Annotated in this window: 26 protein-coding genes and 1 tRNA gene; 4 read left to right on the top strand and 23 right to left on the bottom strand. The window is 69.3% G+C overall.

Annotated elements, in window-relative coordinates:
• Window positions 1-12 precede the first annotated feature (12 nt).
• The 7 genes from OG579_RS20025 to OG579_RS19995 form a co-directional block, all read right to left on the bottom strand.
• Window positions 13-1,248 carry an acyl-CoA dehydrogenase family protein gene (locus OG579_RS20025; RefSeq protein ID WP_328857374.1) on the bottom strand — a complete coding sequence of 412 codons (1,236 nt, stop codon included), beginning with the start codon at window positions 1,246-1,248 and terminating at the stop codon, window positions 13-15.
• Window positions 1,249-1,430: 182 nt separating this feature from the next.
• A tRNA-Ala gene (locus OG579_RS20020) sits at window positions 1,431-1,503 on the bottom strand.
• A 53-nt stretch (window positions 1,504-1,556) separates the two neighbouring features.
• Window positions 1,557-1,892 (bottom strand): hypothetical protein, encoded by a 336-nt coding sequence (locus tag OG579_RS20015; protein WP_328857373.1) that lies wholly within the window; start codon window positions 1,890-1,892, stop codon window positions 1,557-1,559.
• Window positions 1,889-2,875 carry a divisome protein SepX/GlpR gene (sepX, locus tag OG579_RS20010; protein WP_328857372.1) on the bottom strand — a complete coding sequence of 329 codons (987 nt, stop codon included), beginning with the start codon at window positions 2,873-2,875 and terminating at the stop codon, window positions 1,889-1,891. The genes OG579_RS20015 and sepX overlap by 4 nt, the downstream gene beginning before the upstream one ends.
• Window positions 2,876-3,034: 159 nt before the next feature.
• Window positions 3,035-3,700 carry a GNAT family N-acetyltransferase gene (locus OG579_RS20005; RefSeq protein WP_408068705.1) on the bottom strand — a complete coding sequence of 222 codons (666 nt, stop codon included), beginning with the start codon at window positions 3,698-3,700 and terminating at the stop codon, window positions 3,035-3,037.
• Window positions 3,701-3,713: 13 nt separating this feature from the next.
• Window positions 3,714-4,982 (bottom strand): molybdotransferase-like divisome protein Glp, encoded by a 1,269-nt coding sequence (gene glp / locus OG579_RS20000; protein ID WP_328857371.1) that lies wholly within the window; start codon window positions 4,980-4,982, stop codon window positions 3,714-3,716.
• Between the two features lie 89 nt (window positions 4,983-5,071).
• On the bottom strand, window positions 5,072-6,004 hold the full coding sequence (locus OG579_RS19995) for a UTP--glucose-1-phosphate uridylyltransferase (protein ID WP_045823980.1): 933 nt from the start codon (window positions 6,002-6,004) through the stop codon (window positions 5,072-5,074).
• Window positions 6,005-6,209: 205 nt separating this feature from the next.
• Between OG579_RS19995 and OG579_RS19990 the strand changes: the two genes are divergently transcribed.
• The 4 genes from OG579_RS19990 to mscL all read left to right on the top strand — a co-directional run bounded on the left by OG579_RS19990 (window position 6,210) and on the right by mscL (window position 8,596).
• Window positions 6,210-6,848: a 5-formyltetrahydrofolate cyclo-ligase gene (locus OG579_RS19990; RefSeq protein WP_328857370.1), complete on the top strand. Its 639-nt coding sequence runs from the start codon at window positions 6,210-6,212 to the stop codon at window positions 6,846-6,848.
• Between the two features lie 74 nt (window positions 6,849-6,922).
• Window positions 6,923-7,294: an FmdB family zinc ribbon protein gene (locus OG579_RS19985; RefSeq protein ID WP_328857369.1), complete on the top strand. Its 372-nt coding sequence runs from the start codon at window positions 6,923-6,925 to the stop codon at window positions 7,292-7,294.
• Window positions 7,295-7,375: 81 nt separating this feature from the next.
• Window positions 7,376-8,062, top strand: a complete 687-nt coding sequence (locus OG579_RS19980) for an SAF domain-containing protein (RefSeq protein ID WP_328857368.1) — start codon at window positions 7,376-7,378, stop codon at window positions 8,060-8,062.
• Between the two features lie 108 nt (window positions 8,063-8,170).
• Window positions 8,171-8,596 carry a large-conductance mechanosensitive channel protein MscL gene (gene mscL / locus OG579_RS19975; protein ID WP_328857367.1) on the top strand — a complete coding sequence of 142 codons (426 nt, stop codon included), beginning with the start codon at window positions 8,171-8,173 and terminating at the stop codon, window positions 8,594-8,596.
• Between the two features lie 63 nt (window positions 8,597-8,659).
• On the opposite strand, the gene OG579_RS19970 is transcribed toward mscL, so the two are convergent.
• The 16 genes from OG579_RS19970 to OG579_RS19895 form a co-directional block, all read right to left on the bottom strand.
• Window positions 8,660-9,895 (bottom strand): MFS transporter, encoded by a 1,236-nt coding sequence (locus OG579_RS19970; protein WP_328857366.1) that lies wholly within the window; start codon window positions 9,893-9,895, stop codon window positions 8,660-8,662.
• Entirely contained in the window at window positions 9,888-11,381 is a 1,494-nt protein-coding gene (locus OG579_RS19965; protein ID WP_328857365.1) for an FAD/NAD(P)-binding protein, read from the bottom strand. The genes OG579_RS19970 and OG579_RS19965 overlap by 8 nt, the downstream gene beginning before the upstream one ends.
• A 186-nt stretch (window positions 11,382-11,567) precedes the next feature.
• Complete coding sequence (locus OG579_RS19960; protein ID WP_328857364.1) at window positions 11,568-13,175, bottom strand: solute symporter family protein; 1,608 nt, start codon at window positions 13,173-13,175, stop codon at window positions 11,568-11,570.
• Window positions 13,172-13,546 (bottom strand): DUF485 domain-containing protein, encoded by a 375-nt coding sequence (locus OG579_RS19955; RefSeq protein ID WP_055791890.1) that lies wholly within the window; start codon window positions 13,544-13,546, stop codon window positions 13,172-13,174. The genes OG579_RS19960 and OG579_RS19955 overlap by 4 nt, the downstream gene beginning before the upstream one ends.
• A 113-nt stretch (window positions 13,547-13,659) precedes the next feature.
• The gene (locus OG579_RS19950) at window positions 13,660-15,447 is read right to left on the bottom strand and encodes a sodium/solute symporter (RefSeq protein ID WP_328857363.1); all 1,788 of its coding nucleotides are present in this window, start codon (window positions 15,445-15,447) and stop codon (window positions 13,660-13,662) included.
• 4 nt (window positions 15,448-15,451) lie between these two features.
• Window positions 15,452-15,829: a hypothetical protein gene (locus tag OG579_RS19945; protein ID WP_328857362.1), complete on the bottom strand. Its 378-nt coding sequence runs from the start codon at window positions 15,827-15,829 to the stop codon at window positions 15,452-15,454.
• Window positions 15,826-16,650 (bottom strand): LytR/AlgR family response regulator transcription factor, encoded by an 825-nt coding sequence (locus OG579_RS19940; protein WP_328857361.1) that lies wholly within the window; start codon window positions 16,648-16,650, stop codon window positions 15,826-15,828. Before OG579_RS19940 ends, OG579_RS19945 begins: the two co-directional genes overlap by 4 nt.
• Before the next feature lie 7 nt (window positions 16,651-16,657).
• Complete coding sequence (locus tag OG579_RS19935; protein WP_328857360.1) at window positions 16,658-17,845, bottom strand: sensor histidine kinase; 1,188 nt, start codon at window positions 17,843-17,845, stop codon at window positions 16,658-16,660.
• 69 nt (window positions 17,846-17,914) lie between these two features.
• Window positions 17,915-18,175 (bottom strand): hypothetical protein, encoded by a 261-nt coding sequence (locus OG579_RS19930; RefSeq protein WP_045823990.1) that lies wholly within the window; start codon window positions 18,173-18,175, stop codon window positions 17,915-17,917.
• A gap of 247 nt (window positions 18,176-18,422) precedes the next feature.
• A complete protein-coding gene (locus OG579_RS19925; protein ID WP_328857359.1) occupies window positions 18,423-19,097 on the bottom strand; it encodes an MspA family porin in 675 nt (224 codons plus the stop codon).
• Between the two features lie 62 nt (window positions 19,098-19,159).
• Window positions 19,160-19,762: an MspA family porin gene (locus OG579_RS19920; protein ID WP_328857358.1), complete on the bottom strand. Its 603-nt coding sequence runs from the start codon at window positions 19,760-19,762 to the stop codon at window positions 19,160-19,162.
• 381 nt (window positions 19,763-20,143) lie between these two features.
• Complete coding sequence (locus OG579_RS19915; protein WP_328857357.1) at window positions 20,144-20,317, bottom strand: hypothetical protein; 174 nt, start codon at window positions 20,315-20,317, stop codon at window positions 20,144-20,146.
• 9 nt (window positions 20,318-20,326) lie between these two features.
• A complete protein-coding gene (locus OG579_RS19910) occupies window positions 20,327-21,013 on the bottom strand; it encodes a MogA/MoaB family molybdenum cofactor biosynthesis protein (RefSeq protein ID WP_045823992.1) in 687 nt (228 codons plus the stop codon).
• Window positions 21,013-22,572, bottom strand: a complete 1,560-nt coding sequence (locus tag OG579_RS19905) for a trypsin-like peptidase domain-containing protein (protein ID WP_328857356.1) — start codon at window positions 22,570-22,572, stop codon at window positions 21,013-21,015. The genes OG579_RS19910 and OG579_RS19905 overlap by 1 nt, the downstream gene beginning before the upstream one ends.
• A gap of 166 nt (window positions 22,573-22,738) precedes the next feature.
• The gene (locus tag OG579_RS19900; protein ID WP_045823994.1) at window positions 22,739-24,148 is read right to left on the bottom strand and encodes a HAMP domain-containing sensor histidine kinase; all 1,410 of its coding nucleotides are present in this window, start codon (window positions 24,146-24,148) and stop codon (window positions 22,739-22,741) included.
• A gap of 34 nt (window positions 24,149-24,182) precedes the next feature.
• The gene (locus OG579_RS19895) at window positions 24,183-24,869 is read right to left on the bottom strand and encodes a response regulator transcription factor (RefSeq protein WP_045823995.1); all 687 of its coding nucleotides are present in this window, start codon (window positions 24,867-24,869) and stop codon (window positions 24,183-24,185) included.
• Window positions 24,870-25,092: the final 223 nt, after the last annotated feature.

The raw sequence follows: 25,092 nt of genomic DNA, 5'->3' as shown, positions 1-25,092 counted from the left end.
GCCACCACTATCTCAGCCGGTGACGTCGCGCCCGATGAGGTTGCGGGCGATCACCCACTGCTGCAACTCGTTCGCACCCTCGAAGATCTCGAGGATCTTCGCATCGCGGTAGAGCTCCTCGAGGCGCACCGACTCCCCCGTCTCGGCGATCTGGCGAGCGAACCCGAAGCCCCCGTGGATCTGCAACGAATCGCGGACGGTGTCGACGGCGACCCGCGTGCCGTAGGCCTTGGCCATCGCCGCCTCGGGTTCGGCGGCCCGGTCGCCGAGGTCGAGACGCATGGCCGCCTTCTGGTAGAGCGAACGCGCACATTCGATCTCGGTGGCGCGCTGGGCGAGGGTGAACTGCCAGTGCTGCATCCGCCCCAGCGGCCCTCCGAACACCTGTCGCGTACGCAGTCGGTGGACTGCGAGGTCGAGCGCCGCCTGCGCGACGCCGACACCGGCGGCGCCGATCCCGATCCGCCCGCGCGTGAGGCACGACAGCGCCACCGACAGGCCACCGCCCGGTGTGCCCAGCAGATGCTCGCGGGGCACCGCCACGTTGTCGAGAACGATGTCGGCGGTGATCTGCCCCCGGTGGCCCATCTTGAGGTCCGGCGCACCGACGCGCACACCGTCGGCGGTGAGGTCGATGAGCAGCATGTTCATCCGCTGACCCGTCTTCACCAGCACCGCAGCCCATTTCGCGACCACGCTGTTGGTGATCCACCGTTTGCGGCCGTTCACCACGAATCCGGCGTCGGTCTCGGTGGCGACGGTCTGCAACGTCTCGATCGACAGGTCGCTGCTCGCGTCGGGTTCGGTGGTGGCGAACGAGAAGGCCTGCTCACCGGAGATCAACTGCGGCAACAGCTGAGACTGCATGTACTCGGTCGCGAAACTCAGCGCCTGGGGTACGAGGATGCACTGACCGTCGTAGACGCCGGCCATCGACGAGGAGTGGTAGGCGATCTCCTCGGTCACCGTGCAGGTGCCGAGCATGCGGTGGTGTAGTCCGCGTCCGAGGGGACCGTCGAAGGGCACCGCGAACATGCCGGCGTCGGCGAGGCCTCCGAAGGCATCCCACGGGAAGTTCTCGACCGACTCCTCCTGCGAGCCGATCCGTCGCGCGACAGGGGCGACGGTCGCCTCGACGGCGCGACGCGCGTCTGCTCGCAGCTCGGCGATCTCGGCGGGCAACCAGATGTCGTGCGACATGGTGTCCTGCGTGCGCGGGACCTCGTGGGTGGTGAGGGTGCTCGTCATGGCCCTGCTCGATTCGATCGGGGTCGGCTGTTTGCACCACAGAAGCACCGATCCACCAAACAGTCAACACTGACTGTTTATCGAGAAGGGAGGAGACATCGCCGACGACCGTGACCGAATGGGAAGCGTCGCGAACCACGCGAGAGATGCGGAGAGGGGCGACCAGATACGAAGTAGAGGAGTGGAGCTAGGGAGAATCGAACTCCCGACCTTCTCGATGCGAACGAGACGCGCTACCAACTGCGCTATAGCCCCTGGTACAACTCGACAACTCTAGCAAAGGGTGGCGCACCGGAAAAAACGCGAGGTCAGAGGCCGTCGAACCAGGCGACCGTGGTCTTCGGGGCACGCCTGCGCCACGCGTCGGTCAACAGGTCGAACACGACCGCTGGGTCGGCCTCGGCGAGGGTCACCGCGACCGCGGACGGCTTCGCACCCCACATCACCGTTGTGCACCAGTCGAATTCGGCGACGGCCTCATCGATCTGGTCCTCCGCCACCATGATCCGCACAACGGTGTCGTCGGGCGCGGTGGCGAGCACGTTCTTCCGGAAACGGATGGCACCCATCCCGTGGTGATCACCGACGGTGACCTCCGGGAGTTCGACGGCGCGGGCGCACAACGACTCCCAGCTCAGGGTCACTGCCCGACGACTCGCTGCAGGTCGGAGTCCTCGCGCATCACGCGACGACGCTGGAAGGGCGGGAGGTGCTCGAAGACGGGGTGCTCGTCGTCGATCTCCAGCACGACGGCGCCGGGGCGGCGCAGATGCAGCGGGATCTCGTCGTCGAGCGGACCTCCGGCGTCACCGTGGTCGCGCACACCCGGTCGCATCTGACGGCCGGCCCGCGCGGCGCGCGCCGCCCGCTGCCGGCGGATCCGCTCCTCGACGCGCACCGCACGCCGCAGGAAGGCCATGTAGCCGACGAGCAACGCCACGCCGACGCCGGTGACCGCCCAGCCGATCCCCCCGAGGAACACACCGACACCGATGCTCGCGACGGCCAGCACCGCGAGGACCATCACCACACGCTGGCGGGAGCGGTACCGGGTCTCGCTACGAAGGGAATCTTTGTCGGCGTCGTATCCCCCACGACCGCGACGGGTCAGGGGTTCGGCGACGACCTCGTACTCGTCGTCGTCGTGGTCGGCGTCGTCGTACTCGTCGACCTCGGCATCGGACTCGTCGATCTCGTCGGCGACACCCTCGTTCTCGCTGTCCTCGGCCACGTCATCGGTCTCGGCGGTGACGGTGGGTTCGGCATCGGTGGTGATCGTGGCGTCCGTCGACACGGCGTCATCGCCCTCGACCGACTCGGCGTCCTCGATCACGTCGTCGGCCGCGACCTCAGCACGCGCATCGGCGTGATCGTCGGCGTCGTTGAGCAGTTCGCCGCGCTTGCGGTACTCGCGCGCCGGGGCGACCCACTCGGCGTCGTGCGGGTGGCGGCCGCTGGCGACCTTGCTGGTGGCGCGGGCCATGGCTCGTCCACCGCGGTTGATGACGCGCGTGGCCAACGTCGCCTCGGTGGTCTTGCGCACCTCGGGACGTCCTTTGATGACCATCGGGACCAGCACGAACAGCCAGATCGCCACCAGACACACCCACAGAACCGAATTCGGCATGATCGGGGCCCTCCTCTCCGTGCGAACCGCTCGCGACACGTCACCGCAACCACATCAGTCACAGGCTCGGTCCCAGGCTAAGGCGACACGGGGCCGGACCAGCGCAGACGCGCCGACGACACGGTGACTTCGGGACAGGGGAGTTCGAGGGGAGAGACCTCAGGAGGGGAACGCGGCGCGACCGCTGCGCACCAGCGCCTCGGCGGCGCTGGACGAGATTTCCTCGACGGTGAGGGCGAACAGCAGGTGATCGCGCCATCCGCGGTCGACGTCCATGTACCGCTCGAGCAGGCCCTCGGTGCGGAACCCCACCTTGGTCAGCACCGCCCGCGACGCGGCGTTCGTCGGCTGCACGGTCGCCTCGAGACGGTGCAGTCCGACGGCACCGAAGCAGTGGTCGACACCGAGAGCGACCGCGGCGGTCGCGACCCCCTGGTTGGCGAGGGCGTTGTCGATCCAGTACCCGATCCACGCGTTGCGCAACGCACCCCGCTGGATGTTGCCGACGGTGAGCTGGCCGGCGAACTGACCGTCGACCTCGATCACCAACGGCAGCATCGCCCCGGCTTTCGCCTCGCGGCGGAGAACGGAGTGCAGTGCCGGCCACGAGGTGATGTGGTGGCGGTCGGCCCAGTCGCCCTGTCCGGTGGGTTCCCACGGCATGAGCGTGTTCTGGTTCGCGATGCGCAGATTGCTCCAGGGGCGGGCGTCGCGCATCCGCACCCCGCGCAGGGTCACCGCGCCGGCACGGGTGATCAGCGGACCCAACTCAGCAGGCCACCCGGGGTGCGAGGCACCGCTGCCACCGGTCAACCGTCGGATCACAGGGGGAACTGTATTACCCGCGCTGGGCGAGGAAGGCGACATCCACCTCGTCGCCGGTGCGCACCTCGTCGACGTCGGCGTCGACCATCACCAGACAGTTCGCCTCGGCCAACCCGGCCAACAGGTGTGACGACCCGCTCTCCGAGGTGCCGATGACCTGCACGAGGTACTCGCCGGTCTGCTCGTCGCGCATCAACTGACCCCGCAGATATCCCTTGCGGCCCTGCACCGAGGCGATCGGACCGACCGTGCGGGCGCGGATCACCCGGCGCATCGGTTTGCGCTTGCCGAGCGCGATGCGGACCAGGGGGCGGACCATCACCTCGAACGCCACCAGCGCGCTCACCGGGTTCGACGGCAACAGGAACGTCGGGACCTCGTCGCGCCCGAGCTGGCCGAACCCCTGCACCGACGCCGGATGCATCGCGATCCGGCCGACGTCGATGTCGCCGAGGGGCCGCAGCGCATCGCGGATGTTGTCCGACGCGGTTCCGCCGAGCGGGGCGCAGATCACCACGATCTCCGAGCGGATGAGCTGGCCCTCCACCACATCTCGCAGCTGCGATGCCTCGCGGCTCGCGATGCCGACCCGGTTGACGTCGGCACCGGCGTCGCGGGCGGCGGCGGCCAACGAGTAGCTGTTGACGTCGAAGACCTGTCCTGCGCCGGGGGTCCGGTCGATGTCGACGAGTTCGCCGCCGACCGAGATCACCGACAGGCGCGGGCGCGGATGCACCAGCACGCGCGTACGGCCGACGGCGGCAAGCAATCCCACCTGCGCGGCACCGATGATGGTGCCCGCGCGGACGGCGACGTCGCCGGGCTGCACGTCGTCGCCGACCCGACGCACATAGTCGCCGCTCTCGACGGCGTGTCCGACCTTCACCTTCGACAGGCCACCGTCGGTCCACCGCAGCGGCAGCACCGCGTCGGCGAGGGTCGGCAGTGGCGCACCGGTCTCCACGCGCACGGCCTGTCGGGGCTGCAACCGGGTGGGGGTACGGGCACCGGCGGCGACCTCACCGACCACGGGCAACACCACCACGACGTGCTCGCCGGGAGACTCGGAATCGTCGGACGCGACAACTCCCGCCTCAGCCACGTCGACACTGCGCACGGCGTATCCGTCGATGGCCGCCTGATCGAACCCGGGCAACGGGTTCTCGGTGACCACCTCTTCGGCGCACAACAGGCCCTGGGCCTCGGAAATGGCCACACGTACCGGACGCGGCGCCACGGCAGCCGCCGTGACCCGGGTCAACTGATCTTCGACCGACCGCATCTCGCCTCCTGACGTCGTTTGACGTTAACCGGTCGGAGGCACCAAACCCGTGCGCGACGCGGTGTGGTGGCCGGGTCGGCGGTGATCGGTCAGTCCTGCTGGAGTCGCCATTCGAGGAACTCACGCAGGTCGGGACCGTAGTCGTCGCGGTCGAGCGCGAAGTCGACCGCCGCCTTGAGGTAGCCGCCCGGGTTGCCCAGGTCGTGTCGGGTGCCGTGGTGGATCACCACGTGCACCGGGTGACCCTCGGCGATGAGCAGGGCGATGGCGTCGGTGAGCTGCAGTTCGCCGCCGGCGCCGGGCTCGATGCGCCGCAGCGCGTCGAAGATCGCGCGGTCGAGGATGTAGCGACCTGCCGCGGCCAGGTTGCTCGGGGCGTCGGCCGCGTCGGGCTTCTCCACCATCCCCTTGAGGCGCATCACGTTCGGGTTGTGGGCGTCGGGGAGCTCCTCGACGTCGAACACGCCGTAGGCGCTGATCTTCTCCGGCGGGACCTCGATGGCACACAGCACCGTGCCGCCGCGCCGCGCGCGGGTACGCGCCATCACCTCGAGCACACCACCGGGCAACACCAGGTCGTCAGGCAGCAGCACTGCGACGGCGTCCTCGTCGTCGGCGAGCAGCGGCTCGACACAACCCACGGCGTGGCCCAGACCCAGCGGCTTGTCCTGGACGACGGAGGCGACCTCCATCAGCGACGGTGCGTTGCGGACCTTCGCCAGCATCGCGTTCTTGCCGCGCTTCTCCAGCGTCGACTCGAGCACCAGGTCCTCGACGAAGTGTGCGACGACGCCGTCTTTCCCGGGCGAGGTCACGATCAGGAGTCGTTGCGCCCCGGCCGATTTGGCCTCCTCGGCGACCAGTTCGATCCCGGGGGTGTCGACCACCGGCAACAGTTCCTTGGGGACGGTCTTCGTCGCCGGGAGGAAACGTGTGCCGAGCCCGGCGGCGGGCACGATGGCCGTCCGCGGGAGCGGTGGTGTGTTCGGTACCGACTCGTACTCGACCCCTTGGGATCCCATTCCCTGCCCTTCCGTCGCGCGTGAACGCGTCCGCTTCGTCGTACCCATGGCTCGTGTCCGTGTGGCGTGCACGCAACCGTATGTTCCCGAACTGACGACCTACTGTGAATCTAACGGGTGGATGATGAACGTGAGGGGTGGAACCCATGGGCGGTGCGGTTGTTCACATGATCGGGTGGTCGGACATCGTGCGGGTACCGAGCCGGTGACCGACACCGTCGCCGACGCCAAAAGGGCCCTGCGCAGCAGGTTGGTGACCGCACGCACCGAGCGCGACCCCAACGTGCGCGCCGCCGACGGCGAGGCGCTCGCACGGTGGCTCGACGCGGCGCCGGTACCGCTTCATACCGGCGACACCGTGGGCGCCTACGTCTCGATCGGTACCGAACCCGACACCTCCGCCCTGCTGTCTGCGCTGGCCGATCGGGGGCTGCGGGTACTGGTGCCGGTGACCGCCGACGGCCCGGCGACCGCGCTGACCTGGGCGCGGTACACCAGCCGCGAGGATCTTGCGCCGGGTCGGTTCGGCCTGCGCGAGCCCACGGGCGAGCGCCTCTCGACCGATGCGATCGACACGGCAACGCTGGTCTTCGTGCCCGCGCTGGCCGTCGACCGGGCGGGGACGCGGCTCGGTCGGGGCGCGGGGTACTACGACCGATCGCTGACGACCACGACCGCGGAGCTCGTCGCCGTGGTCCACGACGCCGAACTCCTCGCGGAGGTGCCCGGCGACGGTCACGACGTCCCGATGGGGTGGGCGCTGACGCCGCACGCGGGCTTCACCCGTCTGACCCGCCCCGGCGCAATTGGCACTCAAACGCGGCGAGTGCCAGACCAGCGCTAGAATGAGGGCCGGCTCGCGGCGCGAGCACCCACGTTCTCGAACTCGTTCGACTCTCTCACCCTCGGAGGTACCCGGTGCCGACCTACTCGTACGCCTGCACGCAGTGCGACAACAAATTCGACATCGTCCAGTCGTTCACCGACGACTCACTCACCGAGTGCCCCGTGTGCGGCGGCCGGCTGCGCAAGCTGTTCAACTCGGTCGGCATCGTGTTCAAGGGCAGCGGTTTCTATCGCACCGACAGTCGGTCGGGATCGACCGCGTCGGAGAGCGCGAGCAGCGACTCCTCGAGCTCGGACTCCTCGAAGTCCGATTCGTCGAGCACGAAGGACACCAAGAAGGACTCGAGCTCCACGCCGTCGACCAGCACGTCGGGCGGTTCGGGGTCGGGCAGCTCCGGTTCGGGCAAGGGCTCGGGCTCGACCTCCTCGGCCGCCGCGTCCTGATCGGTCCACAGGTACGGGCGCTCCCCAGGGGCTGACTGCACCGGGTCGCCGCGGCCGGCCCGCGGCCCTAGCGTCGCCGCCATGGCCGATCGCACCCGTCTGTCCCCCACCCTCACCGACCGGCTGCGCACCGCGGTGCGGCCCGGCTGGATCCGCACGGTGGCCGTGCGCCGTGTCGCGGCGATCACGCTGCTCACCGGGTCGATCGTGATGGCCGTGGTGGCCCACCGGGGCGAGCAGCTCTCGACGGTGCTGGTCGCCGCGCACGATCTCACGCCTGGCTCGATCCTCGTCGCCGGCGACCTCGTGGACGCGAAGGTCGCTCCGGGATCGGTCCCCGACGGCGCGCTGCGCATGGACCGTGACGGCGTGGGCCGCACGGTCACGGGCCCGGTACGCGGCGGGGAGATCCTCACCGACTGGCGACTGCTGTCGGCGCGATTGCCCGCACAACTCGTCGGCGACCCCGACGCACGCCTAGTGCCCATCCGCCTCGCCGACGATGCCGTCATCGACCTGCTCCGCTCCGGCGACGTGGTCGACGTCCTCACCGAGTCGGCGGACACCGATTCGCCCGGCCCGGGACGGAGCGGGCCGGGCCAGGGCCGTGTGCTGGTGCGCGGTGCGGTGGTGGCGGTGGTGCCCGCTCACGATGCCCGCGATCGTGGGGGCCGGGCACCGGTGGTGATGCTCGCGATGCCCGAACACGATGCCCACGCCGTCGCGGGCACCGCCCTGGCCGCGCCGGTGACCGTCGTTTTCCACTGATCGTCTCCGCACATCCGCACGAGTGCGAGGTGAGGTGGCTACGATTTGCCCACACGCGATGTGACCGGGGCAGCGTCACATCGCACACCGGAGCGAGGAGGTATCGACATGATCAAGGGTTTCAAGGAATTCCTGTTGCGCGGCAACGTGATCGATCTGGCGGTCGCGGTCGTCGTCGGCGCGGCGTTCAGCGCGATCGTCAAGGCGTTCACCGACAGCATCATCCAGCCGCTCATCAACTCGGTCGGCGGCACCGATCAGGCCCAGGGTTTGGGCTTCCTGATCCGCAACGGGCAGGCGAACACCTTCGTCGACTTCGGCACACTCATCACCGCCGCCCTGAACTTCATCATCATCGCCGCGGTCGTCTACTTCGTGATCGTGATGCCGTTCGAGAAGTTGAAGGCGTTGCGCGCCAAGCAGGGTGACGACGCCGCTGCGCTCACCGAGGCCGAATTGCTCACCGAGATCCGCGACCTGATCGCCCAGCAGGGTTCCGGCACCACCTCGCCGGGGCCCAAGCACGAGCAGTAGGGCCCGAGCACGAGCAGTAGGGCCCGAGCACGAGCACTAGTGCCCATGCAGAGGGTGTAGGGCTCAGCCGACTCGCTGCGGGCGGCGGTCGTCGACCGCGGGCGCGCCCGCCGCCGCCCGGGTGGCCACGGTCCGCCCGACCGCGATCGCCACCAGCAGCAGGGCGGGCGCAGCGATAGCGATCCGGATGGGCAGCTCGGTGCGCAGGTGCAGGGCCTCGACAACCGAGGTGTACACCGCACCGCCGGCCATCTGGATGAAGAAGAAGAGTCCCGCACCGACACCCTGTGCGGGGAGATCGAGGCCGATGAGTCCGTTCTGCGCGTGGGGAATCGCCGCGCCGACCCCGATGAACGTGACCGACAGCGGGATCACCAGCGCGAAGACCGATCCCACATCCGCGATCGCGAGGACGACCAACGCAGCGGCGCCGACACCGCCGATCACACTGCCCACCAGGTGTGCGCGGGCGTGCGACCGCGACCGTCTGATCCCGATACTGCCGGCGATGTAGCCGATCGCGGGGATCGTCAGCACCAGACCGTAGTCGAGGGTCGACAGGCCGTGGATGTCCTGCAGCAGGTAGGCCGACTGTTCGATGAACAGGAAATAGCTCATCCACGCCAGCGAGATCACCAGGGCGTTGATGCCGAACCCGCGCCGGCTCACGGCGGTCGCGATGCCGCGCACGATGGTGCGGGGGCCGATCGGGGCCGGGACCTCGGGGGACGCAGACGGCACGATCCGCGCGAACGCGACGGCGAGTGCCAGTCCGATCACCGCCAGCACCCCGAACAGCACCCGCCACGAGGTGATCTCGATCAATGTTGCCCCCACCAGTGGGGACAGGGCGGGGGTCGCGGCGATGACGATGGACAGCGAGGTGAGGATCTGCATCCGCGCCGACGACGGGAATCGACGCTGGATGACCAGGCGACACAACACCGTCGCCGACGTCCCGCCGATCGCCTGCACCACCCGGGCCGCGAACAGCACGCCGACGTTCGGGGCGAGTGCCGCGGCCACCCCTCCGAGCGCGAACAGGACGAGGCCGACCGCCTGGAGGCGTCGCGCGTCGTATCGATCGGCGAGCACCCCGGCGGCGAACATCGAGATCGCGTATCCGGCCATGTATCCCGACAGCGTCAGCTGGACCGCCGAGACCGATGTCCCGAGGTCGGCGGCCATCGTCGGGATCGATGGGTTGAGCAGGCTCAGCCCGAGCTGCGGCACCATCACCGCGACGAGCAGCATGACGCGCACCCGCGGGTCGTGGGCCGCCACCGTGGTCTCAGACATGCGCGGACCCCGTCCGGGCCGGTCGCAGCGATTCGTCGACGATCTGCCGCGCCACCGAGCGGGCGCGGCGTCGGATCTTGCCCATGCTGCTGATGTAGTAGAGGTCGCCCGAGGCGATCTCACCGATCACGTACAGGCCCGGGACGGCCGCGCCGCTGCGATCGAGCAGGGCGTTGCTGATGATGTCGACGCGCAGTCCCCCGTACGGGTTCGCCTGTGCCAGGCCGCGATAGAGCAGCGAGGAGACCAGCGCCCCGGCGGCGGGCGACGGGGCACCGGCCGCGGTCCGGGTGGCGTTCACCACCTGCGACACCGCCGCGCGGCCACCCTCGGCGAAGTCGATGTCGAATCCACCTGTGGTGGGCTCGATGTCGGTGACGCCGGCGCGGATGCTCAGGCGACCGTCACCGACCATGGCCCCCAGGACCGCCGCGCTCTTCGCCGGCAGCGGATTCGACAACGCCTGGAACGGTGCGTGGGCGGTGGCGACGAACTGCGCACGTGCACGCCGGGTCATGGCCGACCAGATCTCGTTGACGTAGTGCTGGGCGATGCCGATGACCAGGCGCTGTACCGCGGCGTCGACCGATCGCGTCGGGTCGGAGCCGTGCGCGAGACGTTCGCCCGCGGGACGGGCGACGGCACCGAACGCCGCACGGACCTCCGAGCGCCGGATCCCCTCCCCGAGCGCGAGGTAGTCCACGATCTGCAGGACGTCCTGCCATTCGAGTCCACCGCGTTTGCGGGTGACCCGCAGGATCATCGCGGAGATGTCGGGGTCGAAATCCAAGGGCGACACGATCGCTCGTGCATCGGGCACGATGCCGTTGCGGGAGCACATCGTGAGGTGACCCGCGAAGTCTCCTCGGCCCAACGCCAGCGCGACATCGACAGCACTCAGACCGGTGCCGACGACCGCCGCCGCGTCGGCGGTGGCGACCTCGTCGAGCCACCCGTCGATCGGGTAGGGGTCACCGGTGTAGGACGGCAGTCCCGTGAGCCGATAGGGATCGGCGGGCGGGCTCGACCCCAGCGCGAGGACAACGAGATCGTGCGTGGCCTCGACGACTCCCCCGTCGGCCGATTCCACTGTGAGGCGGTAGGTCCCGGCGCGCGGTGCGATGTCGACGACACGTCCGGCCACGAAGGTGAGGTGATCGCCGAGGTGGGCGTGCGCGCTCTCGGCGGAGGCGGCGAGGTAGCGGCCGTAGAGCGCCCGCGGGACGAAGGAGTGCTCACCGTCGTCGAGGTGTTCGGGGGCGTGGGCCGCGACCCACTCGGCGAACTCGTCGGGCCATGCGTCCGACACCGACATCGCGAACACCTGGCGGTTGAGGAGCGCCGAGTCGGCGGGCTCGGAGTACGCCCGCCCGGGGCCCGGCGGCCGGTCGGCGTAGACGACGACATCGAGACGATCCCCGTGGGGCAGTTGACGGATCAGGCTGATCGCCGCCGCGCCACCGCCCACGATTCCGATCGAGATCACGCAGTGCTCCGCTTCTCTGGTCAAGTAGTTAGCCAGAGTAGTTAATCACCACGCGTCCGAATCGCACCAGATGTCGCGAAGGAGACCTTCATTACGTTGCGCGCCAAACCCATTAGCGTGCAGGCATTTCCGATCACCGGAGTCCGAAGGGTGCCGTTCATCGACCCGACACCCTCCGGCCACCGATCAGTGCGAGACGGCCTTCTCGACGCCGACGCCGGTCAGCGAGCGCACCTCCATCTCGGCCTGGCGAGCGGCGTTCTCGCGTCGACGGCCACCGATGTAGGTACCGATCACGGCGAGCAGGAAGCCGGCCGGGATGGACACGATGCCCGGGTTCGACATCGGGAAGAGGTCGAAGTTCGCGTCGGGGAACATCGACGTCGGCTTACCGGAGACCGCAGGCGAGATCACGATGAGTCCGATGCAGGTGATGAGACCGCCGTAGATGCTGAACAGCGCCCCGGTGGTGTTGAACCGCTTCCAGAAGAGCGAGAACAGCAGTGTCGGCAGGTTGGCCGACGCGGCGACGGCGAACGCCAGTGCCACGAGGAACGCGATGTTCTGACCCATCGCGAGGATGCCGAGGACGATGGCGACGACACCGATCACCACCACCGTGATCCGCGAGACACGCACCTGCTGCTCCTCGGTTGCCGTGCCGCGCTTGATGACGCTGGCGTAGATGTCGTGGGCGAACGACGCCGACGCGGTGATGGCGAGTCCGGCGACGACGGCGAGGATGGTCGCGAAGGCGACCGCCGAGATCACCGCCAGGAAGATGGTCCCGCCGAGTTCGAACGCCAACAGCGGCGCCGCGGCGTTCTCCTTGCCCGGGGCGGCCTGGATGACGTCGGGTCCGACCATGCGGGCGGCGCCGTAGCCGAGCACCAGCGTGAACAGGTAGAACGCACCGATCAGACCGATGGCCCAGGTGACCGAGCGTCGGGCCTCCTTGGCCGTGGGCACGGTGTAGAAGCGCATCAGCACATGGGGAAGCCCGGCGGTGCCCAGGACGAGGGCGATGCCGAGCGAGATGAAGTCGAGCCGAGACATCGCGCTGATGCCGTACTTGGCGCCCGGCGCGAGGATGTCCTTGCTCGAGTTGGCCTGCGCGTCGGCGAGCAGAGTCGAGAAGTTGCCCTTCACCGCGACGAGCACGAGAACGAACATGATGCCGGCACCGAGGATGAGCAGGACGGCCTTGACCATCTGCACGTAGGTGGTGCCCTTCATGCCGCCGATGAGCACGTAGGCGATCATCAGCAGTCCGACGACCGCGACCACGACGCCCTGCCCGAACTTGCCGTCGATGTTCAGCAGCAGCGACACGAGTCCGCCGGCACCGGCCATCTGCGCGAGCAGATAGAACAGCGACACGGCCAGGGTCGACAGCGCGGCGGCCATGCGCACCGGCCGCTCGGACAGACGGAAGCTCAACACGTCGGCCATGGTGAAGCGGCCGGTGTTGCGCAACAGTTCGGCGACGAGCAGCAGGGCGACCAGCCAGGCGACGAGGAAGCCGATGGAGTAGAGGAAACCGTCGTAGCCGTACACCGCGATGGCGCCGGCGATGCCGAGGAACGATGCGGCCGAGAGGTAGTCGCCGGCGATCGCGAACCCGTTCTGCGGCCCCGAGAACTGCCCGCCCCCGGTGTAGAAGTCCGAGGCCTTCTTCGTGGTGCGGCTCGCGCGGATCACGATGGTCATCGTGACCACCACGAACGCGACGAAGATGGCGATGTTCAGCGCGGGGTTGCCGACCGATGCGCCCGCTGCGGCGAGAGTGCTCATGCGGCAGGTCCTTCCAGCTCGTCACGGATGGCCGCGGCCCGCGGGTCGAGCTCGCGGTTGGCGAAGCGCACGTAGATCGCGGTGATCACGAACGTCGACACGAACTGCCCGAGGCCCAGGATGATGCCGAGGTTGACGTTGCCGAACACCTTGGTGGCCATGAAGTCCGCGGCGTACGTCGCCAGCAGCACGTAGACCGCGTACCAGGCGAGGAAGAACCCGGTGATCGGGAAGACGAACGTGCGCAGACGCCGCCGCAGCTCCTGGAACTCGGGGGTGGCCTGCATGTCGACGAAGGCCTGCGCGTCCGGGGTGCGCCGCGGCGCACCCGGGGCGTCGGACCCGTGGGGTTCGAGATCTGCTGCTGTCATGCGCAGACGGTAGCGAGACCCAGGTCACATCCGTGGGCTGTGGGCACGGTCACACGGCGAGGGGTCGGGCTGTGCGACGAACGGTCGCCAGGGCGCGACGAACGGCGGTTCGGTCACCCCTCGCCCGGCGACCCGTCGCGCAGTCCGATCTCACGGTCGCGGCCGACTCCGAGTCGTTCGGGGGCGTGCAATCGGGTGAAGATGCGACCGACATCGGCGGGGATGCGGGTCGGTGTCGCGCGGGACACCACGATCATGGTGGCGAACGCGAGTGGGACGCTCAGCGCCGCGGGATACCCCGACAGCACCGACGGCCACCCGCCGGCCACGGTGTCGTCGAATCCGCCGAACGTGGTGGCAACGACGGCGGCGCCGGCCACCGACGCGCCGACGAGGAGCCCGCTCACCGCCCCGACCGCGGTGAGTCCGCGCCACCAGATGCCCAGCACCAGAAGTGGGCAGAGGGTCGATGCCGCGACGGCGAACACCAGACCGACCGTGCGCGACAGGTCGACCGACGTGACGCCGACGGCCATCAGTACCGGGACCACCCCGGCCACGACCGACGCGACACGGAAGTCGCGCACACGGCCGCCCAACACGTCGGTGCTCACCACCCCCGCGACGCTGACGAGCAGACCCGACGACGTCGCGAGGAACGCCGCGATGGCGCCCGCGGCGACGAGCGCCGCGAGCAGCTGACCGCCGATCCCCGACAGCACCGATCCCGGCAGCAGCAGCACCGCGGCGTCGGAGGTGCCGGTGATGAGCAGTTGCGGGACGTAGAGTCGCGCGAACGCGCCGAGCACCGTCGGGAACAGGTAGAACGCCGCGAGCAGACCGACGACCGCCATCGAGGTCGCCCGCGCCGAGCGGCCGTCGCGGTTGGTGTAGAACCGCACCAGCACATGCGGTAAACCCATGGTGCCCAGGAAGATCCCGATGATGAGCGAGTACACCTGGAACAGCGGATGTGGTCCGCCGAACCCCCAGCCCGGCCGCATCCAGTCATCGTGGGTGGTGGGCGCACCGGCCACCACCGGGACCGGCGATCCGGCGGCGAGATCGAGCGAGGTGCCCGCCGACACCTCGTGTTCGCCGGGCTGCAGACGCAGCGGCCCGGCGACCTCGGCGCCGTCGATGCGGCCGTCGGCGTCGAGCAGCAGGGGCGTCGAGACGCTGACGCGGACGTCGGTGGTGACGTCGACCGTGGTCGCCGTCGTCACCACCGGCGGCGCCGCGGAGCCCAGATCTCCCGGTCGTCGGTCGTCGGCGTAGAAGTGGATCGCGAGCACCAGTGCCGGGATCGCGATGGCGGTCATCTTGAGCCAGTACTGGAACGCCTGCACGAAGGTGATCGAGCGCATGCCGCCACCGACGACGTTCGCGATGACGATGAGCCCGACCACGGTCGCCCCGATCCACGGCGGCACCCCGAGCAGGATGTCGAGGGTGAGGCCGGCGCCCTGCAGCTGCGGCACGAGGTAGAGCACACAGATCAACACCACCGACGCCGTGGCGACCGAGCGCAGCCGTCGTGAACCGAGTCGGAACTCGGCGAAGTCGGGGACGGTGTAGGCACCGGAACGGCGCAGGGGCGCCGCGACGAACAGGAGCAGACCGACGTAGCCCGCGGTGAACCCCACGGGATACCACAGCGCGTCGGCGCCGTACTTGGCGATCAGGCCCGCCACACCGAGAAACGATGCCGCCGAGAGGTATTCACCCGAGATGGCCGCGGCGTTCCACCGTGACCCGACGCTGCGGGAGGCGACCAGGAAGTCGCTGGTGGTCCGGGCGAGGCGCACGCCGTAGGCGCCGATGGCGACGGTCGCCACGGCGGCGGCGATCAGCGCGATCGCCGTCGCGACCGGGACGGTGTGTCCGGCGATGGTGGTCATCTCCTCAGTCGTCGACGAGGTCGACGAACTCCTGCTCGTTGCGGTCGGCGCGACGGACGTAGAACCGGCACGCGCCGAACAACACCGGGTACACGGCCACACCCAAGATCAGCCAGGGCAGCCCGATGCCGGCGACGCTGACGTCGGCGATCGACGGGACGAGCAGGAACAGGACCGGCAGCGCGGCCAGTGCCGTCGCGGCCACGCCCCCCACGCGCAGGGCGAGCCCGAGTTGCGCGCGGATCAGCCCGCGGACGAACGCGTCGCCGATCTCGGTCTGCTCCTGCACCTCGACCCGACTGCGGACCCGTCGGGCACCCCGGCGCTGCGCGAGGACGACCCGTTCTCGCGGCGGCGGGCGTCGATCACGCGGGGTGGTCACCGCGGCCCCGGCGAGCGGCCGCCGACGAGTCGGTCCTTGAGGTCGCGCGTGTGTCGTCGGCTGACCGGGAGTTCGACACCCGGCGCGTCGCCGACGGGTCGCAGGCAGACCACGGTCTGCGAACCGGCGGTGCGGATGCCCGTCACCGACGGCAGGTGCACGAGATACGAGCGGTGGACGCGGACGAATCCGGCATGCTCCCAGCGGCTCTCGAGTGTCGACAACGGTGTGCGCACGAGGTGGGCGTCGCGATCGGTGTGCAGGCGGGCGTAGTCGCCGACGGCTTCCACCCACCGCACGTCCGACCGCGGCACCAGGGTGGTGATGCCGGCGATCTCCACCGCCAGCACCTCGTCGGCGTCGCGTGCGTGCTCCGGACCGGGCGTGGCCGAGGGCGCTGCGCGATGGTCGACGACCCGCCGGACGGCCTCGGCGAGTCGTTCGGTCCGCAGCGGTTTGAGCAGGTAGTCGACCGCACCGAGGTCGAAGGCCCGCACCGCGCGGTCGTCGTGTGCGGTCACGAACACCACCGACGGCGGATCGGCGAACGCGCCGAGCACCCGGGCGAGTTCGAGGCCGTCGAGTCCCGGCATGTTGATGTCGAGGAACACCGCGTCGATGGGTGTCGGGGAGTCGGTGATGAGACGCAGCGCCGTCGTGGCGTCGGAGGCGGTCAGCACCGTCGTCACCGGATCGGTATGCATCAGCGCGAATTCGAGTTCGTCGAGCGCCGGGAGTTCGTCGTCGACGGCGAGAACGGTCAGGCCACGACGCGGTGGCGGTGCGGCGAACTCGGGGATCTGGGTCACGACGGGAGCCATGCTGCCATCACACGGTGATCCCGGGGCGGAACTTCGGCACACGCATGCTGACCTTCGTACCCGCACCCGGCGCGGTCTCCACGACGAGTCCGTAGTCGTCGCCGAACGCGGCGCGCAGACGGTCGTCGACGTTGGCCAGTCCGACGTGTGCGGTCTCGGCGGCGCCGGAGCCCGCCGCGGTCACGCCGTCGAGTCCGGACCGCAGCAGTTCGGGATCCATCCCGACACCGTCGTCCTCGACGCTGATGACGCAGTCGGCACCCTCGTCGTCGGCGACGATGGTCACCGTCCCACCGGTGGGTGTGCCCGAGATGCCGTGTCGGACCGCATTTTCGACGAGTGGCTGGAGGGCGAGGAACGGCAACACGACATTGAGCACCTCGGGGGCCACCTGCAGGCGTACGTCGAGGCTCTCGCCGAACCGCGCCCGCTCGAGGGTGAGGTAGCGGTCGATGTTGCGCAGCTCGTCGGCGAGCAGGGTGTACTCCCCCGCCGCGCGGAACGAGTAGCGGGTGAAGTCGGCGAACTCGAGGATGAGTTCCCGCGCCCGTTCGGGGTCGGTGCGGACGAACGACGCCACGGTGCTCAGGGCGTTGTAGATGAAGTGCGGACTGATCTGGGCACGCAGCGCCCGGACCTCGGCGCGGTCGAGTCGGGCACGCGAGGCGTCGAGTTCGGCGAGCTGGATCTGGCTGCCCGCGTACCTCGCGACATCGGTGATCGCCGACAGCGCACCCGGTCCCGGTGTGGTGCGGCTGACGACCCCGAGGACGCCGAGGACCTCGGTGCCGGTGAGCGGCTCGACGACGATGGCGCGGACACCGGTCTCGCCGAGGCCCGAGGTGATGAGGATGCGCCGGCCGTCGGCCACGCAGCGGACCGCGGCGTCGGCGAACCGTTCCGCGAGGCCCTCGTGCGGACCGTCCCACACCAGGACCGTGCCGTCGGCATCGGCGACACCGACCGCATCGGCGGCGGTCAGCGAACGCAGGTACGGAGCGGCCAGCTCGGCCGACTCGGCGGTCAGCCCTCCGCGGAGCGGAGCGGCGGCCGACGACGCCGTGTGCAGGGTCGCGTGGACCGCACGTTCAGCGGGTGTGGTGAGGGTCGGTCGGGTGCGGGTCCGCAGCACCACGACCGCCGTCGCCACGACGAGAACGGCGACGATCACCCCCACCCACGCGAGGGTGGACATCAGTGGTGGTGCGCCGGTCCGGTCATCGGGCCATCATCGCAGGGCCGCCGTCGCGCGGCGGCCGGAACGTCAGCTCGCGCGCGCCAGCCAGAGACGCTTGCGGCACACGGCGCGCATCTGCTCGGCCACGCGGGGCGGCAGGGCATCGGTGTTGCCCGAGTCGAGCTGGGACCGCAGACGGGTGAAGAACTCGACGTCACCGAAACCGAACTCGGCGCGGATCGCCTCGGTGGGACCGCCACCCCGCTGGAACCAGCCCAGCTCGAACTGCACCAATCGGTCATCGCTGAATTCGCCGGTCGCCCGGCCGATCTCGGTGTCAACAGTCATTGTCGGTCACCCCGTTTCTTCGCATCGCAGAGAGTGTGTCGATGCCACGCCCCCGCGTGGACAACCAGATCATTGTGCATGCGAAAGGTGAGCCGCGCCACCAATTCGCGCACCGGCGCGCCCAACTCTAGGGAACCCATGTGACACCGTGCCGAACCCCGGGTGACGAGTCGGCGCGGATGCCCCGAACACGACACAGGGGGAGCGGCCCGAAGGCCACTCCCCCTGTGTGGGAGAACTGATCAGATCAGCCGATGTTGAACGGGGTGCCGTACACCGTGACGTATCCGGTCACCGAGGCGGTGTCGACCTGGACGGTCACGAACGCCTTGGCCTGGGCGTAGCCCGCGCAGCTGTCGACGTGGAACTCCTCGTCGCTGTAGGCCACTCCGGCTTTGCCGTTGGTGAAGGCGTTGGTGGTGGTCAGGTAGTTGCCGGCCTGCGGCGAGAGATCACCGTTGGTGGTGTTGATCAGGTGCAGTGCGACAGCCTGACCGGGGCCGAGGCTGACCGAGGAGCCCGACGTCGCCGACGGCGCGCCGAGGGTCGCCTGACCGTTCGTGACCGCGCCGCCGATCCCGGTGTTCGGCGTGACGCCGGCTCCGAGGAAGTTGACCTGGCAGCCCACGATGTACCCGGCGTCGATGGTGCCGCCGGTCGCGCCCGGCGCGTCGACGACGATCTTGCCCGAGGCCCAGATCTGGCGGGTGGTGCCGATGGCGGTGATCGACCGCGCGATGCGGAAGCTCTCACCGAACAGGCCCACGCGGACCTTGGTGCCGTCGGCGAGCGTCTGGGTCAGCGAGTGGCTGGGCAGCGGACCGGCAGCGGCCGCGCCGGCGCCGAGTCCCGACACCGTCGCCGCGACGACGCCGACAAGTGCGGCGCCAACAGAGGCGCGACGCATGATGGTGGTTTTCATTGTTCCCCTTCGAGATTTCTTAAAGTGAGTAGTTGCGCTGGGTTGCTGGTACGAACGCGCGGTCAGTTGAGCGACGCCGGCTGACCCCAGAGGCTGGTCTGCACGTAGTAGTTACCGCTCACCACGGCCTGCACGTAGGTACGCGCCTGGGCGTAGCCACCGCAACCCTGGATCGAGAGGGGGTAGTTCCGGAGCTGGACGATGGCCTTGCCGCCGTCCTTGGCTTCCTTGGAGTTGATCGAGGACACCGCGGTCTGTCCCGGGGTCAGCGGGATGCTCAGACCGAAGCTGGCACCACCGGTGGCGCCGAGCAGGTCGATGTTGCCGGCGAGGGTGCCGGACAGACCGGAGATGTTGATCTGGCATCCGGTGACGACGTACACCGTCAGCTTGATGTCGGAGCCCTTCGGCGCCGTCGCGGTGTAGGTACCCGACAGCTCGCCGGCCCGACCCGCGCCGTTGGCCGCGAGGGAGGGAACGGGGTAGATGCCCTCTCCGGTCCGCTTCAGCGTCACCACCGTGCCGTCGACACCGACAGTGGTCTTCGATCCGCTGGGAAGAGGGCCGGCGGCAGCGTTACCTGCACCCATGCTGGCCAGACCGACGGCGGCAACCGCGGCGACGGCGCTCGCACCGATCACGCGGCGGAGGCCGGAGTTGCTCATCTTGCTCATTCGTTCCCTCTCAAGGAAGTGCGTATATCCCGACGACATCGAAATGTTAGCCCGGAGTGACCTGACGGTTCTGCAGAATGGTGTCGCGGATCGTTAACAGGCAGATTGCGCGACGTTACCGATGGGTTAACTTCGCACGCTGCTCGCGCCGACCTGATCCACACATCTCCAGTGCGACTCAGCACCCCCCGAGGCCGGCACGGTGCTGTGTCAGGTGGGACGTTAGCGGTAGCGCGCGCACCCGACAACACATGGGCTCAGCCGTGTCGGGAAAGAATTGGGTCACAATCGTGCGAACACGCCCTCGAAATCCTCGAATCGGACATGTCAGGCGAAGTACCCGTGGTCGCCGTAAGCGCGGGTGACGACCGGTTATTCGTGGTGAGGCGGGCGGTTGTCGAGGAACCAGCGATCGTCGGCAGACCGTGCCGACGAGTGATCTCGGTCACTCGTCGACGACGCCTCGTCGGTGGTGACATCGGGCAGGTCGTCGCCGAACACCTCGGCGAGTCGCCGGCGCCGTTCCCACTCGTCGCGGTCGGTCACGGCGACGCCTCAGAACTCGGTGATCGATTCGATGATGGCCTTGGCCAACGGGGTCACGGTGGCCATGCCGTCGCGAACCGCGGCCCGCGAGCTGGCCAGGTTGACCACCAGGGTCTGACCCGACATGCCCGCCACGCCGCGGGAGAGGCCGGCGTCGGCGGCACCGGCGGCGAGACCCGAGCTGCGGACCGCCTCCTCGATGCCGGGGAGGGTGCGATCGAGCAGGCCCGCGGTGGCCTCGGGCGTCACGTCGCGGGGACGCACGCCCACGCCGCCGACCGACACCACCAGGTCGACACCGCCGATGACCGCGGTGTTCAGGGCGTTGCGGATCTCGACCTCGTCGGCCGCGACGGCAACAGTGGCGTCGACGTGGAAGCCCGCCTCGGTGAGCAGCTCACCGACGAGGGGACCGATCAGGGTCTGGTCCTCGCCGTGCGCGGCGCGATCGTCGACCACGACGACGAGCGCCCGGCCGAGTTCCTGCGACTCCAGGCTCACCGCATTCATCTTCTGTCCTCTCGCGTCGGCAGCCAGGCGCTCGGCTGCGACATCGGCGGCGGCGAGGTCACGGCTGCTCACGCGGCCGATCAACCCCGATTCGTCGGTCTCGCCGATGACAGTACTGCTGTGTACCGAGGGCACGATCCGCAGCACACCGGAGTCGGCGGGCGTGTCGGTGTCGATGGTGCTCATCAGCGGCCTCCGGTGTCGAGGGTGTCGAGGGTGACGTTGACCGTGCGGCTCGTACCGTTCGCGGTGAACGTGATGGCGACCTGGTCGCCGGGTGCGTGCGACCGGATGGCCGCGACGAGGGCATCGCCGGAGGCGATGACGCGATCGTTGACCTTGGTGACCACGGCACCCGACGGGATGCCCGCCTTGGCCGCCGCGCCGCCGGGGGTGACCGCGGAGAGCTGGGCACCGGGGGTCTGGGCGTTCGCCGACGCCGACTGCACCGACACCCCGAGGCCGGCCTGTGTGGCGCGACCGGTCTGCTGGAGTTCCTGGGCGACCCGCATGGCCTGGTCGATCGGGATGGCGAAGCCGAGGCCGATGCTGCCCGCCTGGGCGCCGGCACTGTCGGACAGGCTCGCGATGGCGGTGTTGACCCCGATCAGTGCGCCGTTCGCGTTGACCAGCGCGCCACCGGAGTTACCGGGGTTGATGGCGGCGTCGGTCTGGATCGCGTCGATCACCGACGCGGTGCTGTTGTCCTCGCCCTGCGTGGACACCGGGCGGTTGAGCGAGCTGATGATGCCGGTGGTGACGGTGCCGGCGAGACCGAGCGGCGAGCCGACGGCGATCACGCTCTGGCCGACCGCGAGGTTCCCGGATTGTCCGAGGGTGATCGGCGTCAGTCCGGTCTTGGAGGCCTTGATGACGGCGATGTCGGAGATCGGGTCGGCGCCGACGACGGTGGCACCGGAGGTCGAGCCGTCGTTGTAGCTGACGGTGAGCTGGCCGGTACCCGACGACTCGGCGGTGACGACGTGGTTGTTGGTGAGGATGTAGCCGTCCTGGCTCAGGACGATGCCCGAACCCTCACCCTCGCGGTTGCCGATGCGCACGTCGATCGACACGACCGACGGCAGCACCTTGGCCGCCACCTCCTGCACCGACCCGACCGCCGCCGCGGCGGGCTGCGAGTTGTCGCGGGGCCCGCTGACGACACCACCCGACACCGAGTTCGACGACGAGTTCTCCAACCCGGCGCCGACGACCCCGCCGATGCCCCCGGCCAGTGCGCACAGCACCACCACGAGGATCACCAGACCGGCGCGTGAGCCGCCGCGCGACGCCGTCTGCGTGCCGCCCGGGTACGACGAGCCGCCGTAGGACGCGGCGGGATAGTAGGCCGGACCGGCGCCCTGCTGGGAGTATCCGTGCTGACCCGCCTGGCCGTACGACTGGCCTGACCCGTACTCGTGCCCCGATCCGTACTGCCCGGAGCCGTACTGACCCGACCCGTACTGCCCGGAGCCGTACTGATCCGAGCCGTACTGCCCCGACCCGAAGGGCTGGGTGCCGGAGGAGCCGGCCTCGTGCTGACCCGATCCGTACTGGCCGGAGCCGGACTGGCCTGACCCGTACTCGCTTGGCCCGTACTGCTCGGAACCGTACTGACCCGATCCGTACTGATCGGACGAAGGGGTGGTCGAATCGTGCTGGTCGGGGGAACCGGGCTCGGATGCCGACCGGTCCCCCGGCGTCGATCCCTGTCCCGATTCCGACCCGTGCTGGCTGTCGGTCATGGCCTCGATGCCCCAATCATGGTCGTGTCGCCGTGTGGCTTCGCGCCGCGATACGGACCCGTGTCCGTCGCGGCTGCGCGCAATATCTGACTGCTTGACCCTAACGGTGCGTGACCGTCCTGAGAGGGGACTGAGACCCCAGCCCCCGGTTTCCTTTGAGAAGCGTTCAGCGTGGCGCGTCGACCGGGGCGGTCTCCAGCGGTGTCGGACGGCCCGGGAGTTCCATGCGGATCAGGGCGCCACCCATGTCGGATTCGCCGGCGGCGACGGTGCCACCGTGCTTGCTGACCACCTGGCGCACGATCGCGAGGCCGAGCCCGGAGCCGGGCATCGAGCGGGCGGCGGTCGAGCGATAGAAGCGGTCGAACACGAGTTCACGATCCTCCGGTGGGATACCCGGCCCGGCGTCGCCGACGGTCAGTTCCACGCGATCGGGGCCGATCGGCCGCAGGGTCACGACCACAGGACGGTCGCGGGGACTCCACTTGGCGGCGTTGTCGAGCACGTTGAGCACCGCGCGCGAGAGGCCGTTGGACTCACCGAACACGAACCACGGCGTGATCGAGACCGCGAAGTCGACGTCGTTGCGCCGCCGCCGGACCCGCTCCAGCGAGCGCTCGAGGACCTCGGAGAGATCGACCTCCTCGTGCACCACCTGCGGGGCGTCGTCGCGCGCGAGATCGACGAGATCGCCGACCAGCGTGGACATCTCCTCGATCTGCGCCATCACGTCGGCACGCAGGTCGGCCATGTCGGCCTCGGGGAGCGCCCGTGCGCCCGGCGCGCTGCTCGCGATCAGCAACTCCAGGTTGGTGCGCAACGACGTGAGCGGGGTACGCAATTCGTGCCCGGCGTCGGCGACGAGTCTCGATTGTCGGTCCCGCGATTCGGCGAGCGCCCGTAGCATGAGGTTGAAACTCTGTGTGAGACGGGCGAGTTCGTCACTACCGGTCACGGTGATCGGGTTGAGATCGTCGGTGCGGGCGACCCGTTCGGCGGCCTGGGTGAGGCGGGCAACCGGGCGCAGACCGGCGCGGGCGACGGTGGTGCCGGCCACGGCGGCGAGGATGACACCGCACCCGCCGACGATGGCGAGAACCCACGCGAGACGGCCCAGGACCTTGTCGGTCGGGCCGAGGCTCTGCGACATGATCAGGGTGTTGCCGTCGACCAGCTTGCGCGCCATGACGCGTTGGTTGTCGACCGTCCGCAGGGTCGAGGAGGTCCCGCTGTCCCCGGCGACCACCGCCTTCTCGGTCGGACCGTAGGGGACGTCACCGATCTGGAAGGCGCGTCCGTTGGGCAGCACGAGCGCCACCGACATGTCGGTGGAGAACAGCGTTCCGGCGACGAGGCTCTCGGGCGAGTCGTCGAGCACGCCGTAGCGCGCGAGCTGGGTGATGCCGTCGGCCCGGTTGAGCAACTGGGCGTCGACATCGGCGTACATGGCGCGGTACACCACGGCGTAGGCGCTGACCGCCATCACCGCGACGGCGATGCCGACGACGGTCGCCGCGAGGAGGGTGACCCGTAGTCGCAACGAGATCGAGCGGGTGAGCGCGGTGGCGTCGCGCATCCGCCCGTGGCCGGAGGTCACCGATGCGTCCCGCTCACGGCGGTGTCTCGCGCAGCACGTAGCCGATGCCGCGCACGGTGTGGATCAGACGTGGCTCCCCGTCGGCCTCGGTCTTGCGCCGCAGATAGCCGACGTAGACCTCGAGCGCGTTGCCCGACGTCGGGAAGTCGTAGCCCCACACCTCTTCGAGGATGCGGCTGCGGGTGAGCACGCGCCGCGGGTTGGCCATCAACATCTCCAACAGCGCGAACTCCGTGCGGGTGAGGCTGATCGACCGCTCGCCGCGGCTGACATCACGGGTGACCGGATCCATGGTCAAGTCGGAGAAGGTCATGGCCTCGGAGTCGGCGTCGACCTCGCCCCCGGCGCGACGCATCAGCGCGCGCAGCCTGGCCAGCAGCTCCTCGAGCGCGAACGGCTTCGGCAGATAGTCGTCGGCGCCGGCGTCGAGGCCCGACACCCGCTCGGACACGCTGTCGCGGGCGGTGAGCACCAGGATCGGCAGATCATCGCCGGTGCTGCGGAGCCGTCGGCACACCTCGAGGCCGTCGAGTCGGGGCATCATCACGTCGAGGACGACGGCGTCGGGGCGGGTCGACGCGATCTGCTCGAGTGCCTCGACCCCGTCACCGGCGGTCTCGACGGTGTAGCCGTTGAACGACAGGGATCGGCGAAGGGACTCCCGGACCGCGCGGTCGTCGTCCACCACCAGGATGCGCATACGCACCAGTGTGACGTGAACTGCTGAGACCTCGCTGAGACACGTCCGAACGGCGCCGAACGGGTACGTGAGACGCGCAACTCTTTTCCGCCGTCACCGAATGAGATGATCTCAACAGCTGTCATGGCCAGGCCTGTGGAACCTCACAAACCTGGCGCGCTTTGTCACGAACACCCGATCGGAGCCCCTAGCGTCGGCAGTCGTTCGAACAACGTCGGGACAG

The organism is Williamsia herbipolensis, assembly GCF_036153515.1.
Classification (GTDB): Bacteria; Actinomycetota; Actinomycetes; order Mycobacteriales; family Mycobacteriaceae; genus Williamsia_A; species Williamsia_A herbipolensis.
This window is presented reverse-complemented; position numbering and strand designations above follow the sequence as displayed.